Consider the following 4,088-nt stretch of genomic DNA (forward strand, 5'->3'; position numbering starts at 1 on the left):
GTTGATCCGCTCGCTTGGCTAACGCAGACCCTCGAACGCATCGCCGCGGGTTGGCCATCGAGCGAGATCGACGCCCTTATGCCTTGGAACTTCCAGAAGTAACGGTCTCAGTTCACCGCTTACGACGGAGAGCTTCCGGCGCCGACTGATCTGCTCTTCCCGGCAATTATCTCAGGATGTTCAACAATCTTCTTGTGCGCAGCATCTCAAGCTGGACCGTGATGGCAAACCTCGGACAGCCTGCAGCCTACGTCACACCTATATCTGCCTTCGGCTCATGGAAGGTGCAGACGTCTACGCTATTGCCAAAAACTGCTGCACGAGCGTCGAAATGATCGAGAAGTTCTACGCGGCGCATATCAAGACCACATTGGACGCTTCCGTCATCAACGCGCGTAAGCCCCGGCGGGCGAGCCGCGATCGGAAGGGAAAATAGGGCGACGGCACCGCCGTCCTTCCACGGCACCGAGGCTCCACAACCCGCTTGGCGGGGCGCCATAGAAGGTTCAGCCTTCTCTCAATCCGACCACACCGTTCCGGTGTGGTCGGGTTATTCACCTCAATGAAAGTCCTCTCTCGTGAGCAGAACCTTGACGAACCACATTGGTTCACCAATAATCAAAGCGAACCAAGGAAAGTCAGATGCCATGACCGCAGCGTTTACCGTGCGTGTGAAGGATGAAACCGCCAGCAAACTGGATCAGCTTGCCGAAAAGCTGGATCGCTCCCGCTCCTACATGGCTGCCGAAGCCATCGAGGCTTTCGTTGAGCAACAGGAATGGCAGCTTACTGAGATCGAAGCCGGGTTGGCTGAGGCCGATCGGGGCGAATTCGCCAGCGATGATGATGTGGCGAAGGTTGTCGGAAAATACGTCAAGTCCGCCCGTCAATCATGAGCGGAAAACGCATTCGCTGGACGCTTCGGGCGTTGCGGCGGCTTGATGAAATCGGCGCTCATATCGAGCAGGACAATCCCGATGCGGCGGCGCGCGTGGTCGCGAGGATCGTGACGGCCGTGGATATGTTGGCGGAACTGCCTGCAAGCGGGCGGCCGGGTCGCATCAAGGGCACCCGTGAAATCGTGCTGGCGGATATTCCGTACATCATCCCGTACCGCGTCAGTCGGGACATCGAGATTATCACCGTCATGCATGCGCATCAGCGCTGGCCGCAGACGTTTTGACACGTCTCGTACATCAATCCGCGCTGGTTGGCATGCACTCCGATGATCCGCTCGCCAGCTATCATTTGAGGCGGCTGCTCAACGGTGCCAAGGGTACCAAAGGCGGCTTGGGCGAAAAAGAAACAGTCCTGATTCAGCCTGCCGCCGGCGGTGTCGGTCTGGCGGCCATCCAAATGGCGCGTGGCGCAGGGGCGATCGTCATCGCCGTAGCCGGTGGCAGCGAACGACAACCGTTGCTGATCGCTAGCCGAGGCATCGCGGACGTCGTTGGGAAGAGTGCCGCGATACTACGGGTAAGCTGTTTTCGGCAATGCCGGGCCATGGTCGAAGCACTCGATCAGCATTTCGGTCAGCACCCGGACTTTTCTTGCAGGATGCTGCCCGGGCGGTCTGACGACATATATCCCGATCGGGGTTGGTGGATGGCGTTTCATGACCGGAACCAACTCGCCTGAGGCCAGATAATCTTTTATAAGCTCGTCAGGTAGCGCGGCGATACCCAAACCGGCTACTGCGGCGACAGCGAGAGCAACCCCGTTGTCGGCCTTGAAGCGTCCCTGTGGGCGAACGGTTATCACCTTGTCTCCATCCATCACTTGCCAGGTTTCCGTTCCCTGCATAAGAGCCTGATGGGCGACAAGCTCGTCCGGTGTCTCCGGAGAGCCATGGGCTTTGATATAGTCCGGGCTTGCAACGAAACTCCCATAGAGGGGACCGACGCGTCTTGCGATCAGGCTGGAGTCCTGAAGTGTGCCAACGCGGATCGCACAATCATAGCCTTCCGCGATCAGATCCACGAAACGATCACTGTAACAGGTCTGGATCTGGAGATGAGGATGGCGGCGTGCCATTTGCGCAATCACCGCGGCGAAATGCGTCGGACCGAAGGAAAGCGGCGCGGCAACCCTGAGGCGGCCGCGGAGCTCACCGGCGGGCACAATTGTTTCCCTGGCCACATCGATCTCGGCGGAAACCCTGGCTGCATAGTCCCGGAAGGATGCGCCGGCCTCGTTCCGGGGAACCCCACGGGTGGGTCGGGCGAGTCGTTGGACACCAAGCTCCGCCTCGGGCCGCAGTGGCCGCGGGGCGGGCAGCGCCTGGAGGACACCCAACCACTGAGCAGCGCACGTCCCGCGTCCCGCATCAGCTACTTCGACGAATGTCCGGAGATCTTCGATATCCACTCAGGGTTCCTCATTCTGCGACACAGCTTAGCACAGGCGAGGACTACCGCATCACAAACAGGAATGACAAGTTTCGTGCCGCGGCAGCGCCTCGGAGGGCGCATGTCTTTTGAGCAAACGCGCTTCAATAAACCGCCAACATAGGATGAAACCATGACCTTTCGTAACGGCCTTGACTCACTTCTCCGCCCCGAAGATTCCGTCCTCGTCCTGATCGATCATCAGCCTTATCAGCTCGCAAACGTGAACAGCCACGAGCCGATGATGGTGATCAACAACACTGTAGGTTTGGCTAAGGCAGCGAAGGCATTCGGCGTCCCCACGATCCTGACCACCGTGATCGCCGAGCGGGGCGGTAACCTGTTCCCCCAAATCGCAGATGTGTTCCCAGGCCAGGAGATAATCGACCGGACGTTCATTAACACGTGGGAAGATAAGACGACAGTGGATGCGGTTAAGGCGACCGGCCGCAAACAGCTGATCATTGCCGGCCTCTGGACTGAAGTTTGCGTCGCCATGCCGACGATCCAGGCCCTCGGCGAAGGCTGGGATGTAACGGTCGTAACAGACGCATCGGGCGGCACATCGGTCGAAGCGCATGAGGTCGCCATCCACCGCATGATCGCAGCCGGCGCGAATATGATGACGTGGCTGGCGGTTGCGTCCGAATGGCAGCGCGATTGGGCCCGGATGGACACTGCCGTAAAGATAACGGACGTGGTCGTGCAGCATGCCGGTGGTAGCGGCATCGCTTATTTGTGGGAGCAGCAATTGCTCAACACGCCGGTGCCGAGCACCGCAGGCTGATCCGGGCGGGGGTGACGAAAGTCTTGAGCGATCCGCAGCGAACATGCTGATTGCTTATCGAACTGCGTCATCCCTCCCAACAAGCCAGCTGCCCATGCCTGAATGCAGGGCGGCCGGCCCGAATCAATGACCACTTTGCGACTGGGGCCGGGCTTAGCCTGGTTCTCTATCGCCTCATGGAAAGCAAATAAAGATGTCGGTGGAGCACTTTCCCATCGGACAGGAGATGGATGTCGCCTATCCGAATTTTAAAGTCAGCCAGACGCTACTCTCAGTCACGCAACTGAGGTTCGAAATCAGGGAAGGGCTATTCGCCCGAACCGAAACCGTCGATTACGGTGCGACGGTCACGAATGTGCAGGACTATGACCGTGGTCTGGTCCACTCGTTCGCCACGCTGCCTGATGGCAAGTTTCTACGAATGACCGGTCCCATCGTCGTCACTCGGCCAGCGGACCGCGTCCCCGACGATCGTCCGGAGCGCGCAACAAGGCGCTGGTGCTCGGGGCGATGACCTCCCTGTTTCAGCGCCATGATGCGTCGGCGGTGGAGCGACTCTACGCTGCGGATTACATTCAGCACAATCCCAGCATTCCTCAGGGGCGCGGTGCCTTGCAGGCGCTCGTCGCCGGTCTGTCGCAAGACGTTTATTATGAGCCCGGCCTGATTGTTGCCGAGGGCGATTTTGTCGCCATCCACGGGCGCATCCGCGGCTGGTCAAACGGGCCGCAAGTGATGATCGATCTTTTCCGCGTCGAAGACGGCAAGCTGGCCGAGCATTGGGACGTGTTGCAGGACGAGGTACCGGTTACGGCGGCTCTTGGCGGCGTGCCGATGTTCGATCCCGAGGAAGGCACGCTTCAGGCACAATTGGCAACGTCCTAGGCAACTCAGGCGCCGCGCCTACCACGCAA

General features: G+C 59.5%; 8 protein-coding genes. 6 read left to right on the forward strand and 2 right to left on the reverse strand.

Features of this window, described 5'->3' with window-relative positions; all coding sequences use genetic code 11:
* The 3 genes from C9413_RS28835 to C9413_RS28845 all read left to right on the forward strand — a co-directional run.
* Positions 1 to 102 (forward strand): transposase domain-containing protein (locus C9413_RS28835; protein WP_170251258.1); only part of this gene is annotated, 102 nt, incomplete at its 5' end.
* A 545-nt stretch (positions 103 to 647) separates the two neighbouring features.
* Positions 648 to 896 (forward strand): CopG family ribbon-helix-helix protein, encoded by a 249-nt coding sequence (locus C9413_RS28840; protein WP_039845934.1) that lies wholly within the window; start codon positions 648 to 650, stop codon positions 894 to 896.
* Positions 893 to 1,183 carry a type II toxin-antitoxin system RelE/ParE family toxin gene (locus tag C9413_RS28845; protein WP_039845933.1) on the forward strand — a complete coding sequence of 97 codons (291 nt, stop codon included), beginning with the start codon at positions 893 to 895 and terminating at the stop codon, positions 1,181 to 1,183. The genes C9413_RS28840 and C9413_RS28845 overlap by 4 nt, the downstream gene beginning before the upstream one ends.
* Here the strand turns inward: C9413_RS28845 and C9413_RS34315 are convergent.
* Both C9413_RS34315 and C9413_RS28855 read right to left on the reverse strand, forming a co-directional pair.
* Positions 1,159 to 1,413 carry a hypothetical protein gene (locus tag C9413_RS34315; RefSeq protein ID WP_039845932.1) on the reverse strand — a complete coding sequence of 85 codons (255 nt, stop codon included), beginning with the start codon at positions 1,411 to 1,413 and terminating at the stop codon, positions 1,159 to 1,161. The genes C9413_RS28845 and C9413_RS34315 overlap by 25 nt on opposite strands.
* Positions 1,414 to 1,470: 57 nt before the next feature.
* Complete coding sequence (locus tag C9413_RS28855) at positions 1,471 to 2,367, reverse strand: LysR family transcriptional regulator (protein WP_170251259.1); 897 nt, start codon at positions 2,365 to 2,367, stop codon at positions 1,471 to 1,473.
* A 153-nt stretch (positions 2,368 to 2,520) separates the two neighbouring features.
* Between C9413_RS28855 and C9413_RS28860 the strand changes: the two genes are divergently transcribed.
* The 3 genes from C9413_RS28860 (at position 2,521) to C9413_RS28870 (ending at position 4,059) form a co-directional block, all read left to right on the forward strand.
* Positions 2,521 to 3,174 (forward strand): hydrolase, encoded by a 654-nt coding sequence (locus C9413_RS28860; RefSeq protein ID WP_039845930.1) that lies wholly within the window; start codon positions 2,521 to 2,523, stop codon positions 3,172 to 3,174.
* Between the two features lie 193 nt (positions 3,175 to 3,367).
* Complete coding sequence (locus C9413_RS28865) at positions 3,368 to 3,688, forward strand: hypothetical protein (RefSeq protein ID WP_039845929.1); 321 nt, start codon at positions 3,368 to 3,370, stop codon at positions 3,686 to 3,688.
* Positions 3,685 to 4,059, forward strand: a complete 375-nt coding sequence (locus C9413_RS28870; protein WP_052451601.1) for a nuclear transport factor 2 family protein — start codon at positions 3,685 to 3,687, stop codon at positions 4,057 to 4,059. The genes C9413_RS28865 and C9413_RS28870 overlap by 4 nt, the downstream gene beginning before the upstream one ends.
* The last annotated feature ends 29 nt before the right edge of the window (positions 4,060 to 4,088 follow it).

Origin of the sequence: Rhizobium sp. SEMIA 4085 (genome assembly GCF_013004495.1) — a bacterium.
In the GTDB taxonomy this organism is placed as follows: Bacteria; Pseudomonadota; Alphaproteobacteria; order Rhizobiales; family Rhizobiaceae; genus Rhizobium; species Rhizobium gallicum.

What these genes read in the sequence shown, in the direction of transcription:
- C9413_RS28840 (WP_039845934.1), top strand. Translation starts at nt 648, where the DNA reads ATGACCGCAGCGTTTACCGTGCGTGTGAAGGATGAAACCGCCAGCAAA.
- C9413_RS28845 (WP_039845933.1), top strand. Translation starts at nt 893, where the DNA reads ATGAGCGGAAAACGCATTCGCTGGACGCTTCGGGCGTTGCGGCGGCTT.
- C9413_RS28860 (WP_039845930.1), top strand. Translation starts at nt 2,521, where the DNA reads ATGACCTTTCGTAACGGCCTTGACTCACTTCTCCGCCCCGAAGATTCC.
- C9413_RS28865 (WP_039845929.1), top strand. Translation starts at nt 3,368, where the DNA reads ATGTCGGTGGAGCACTTTCCCATCGGACAGGAGATGGATGTCGCCTAT.
- C9413_RS28870 (WP_052451601.1), top strand. Translation starts at nt 3,685, where the DNA reads ATGACCTCCCTGTTTCAGCGCCATGATGCGTCGGCGGTGGAGCGACTC.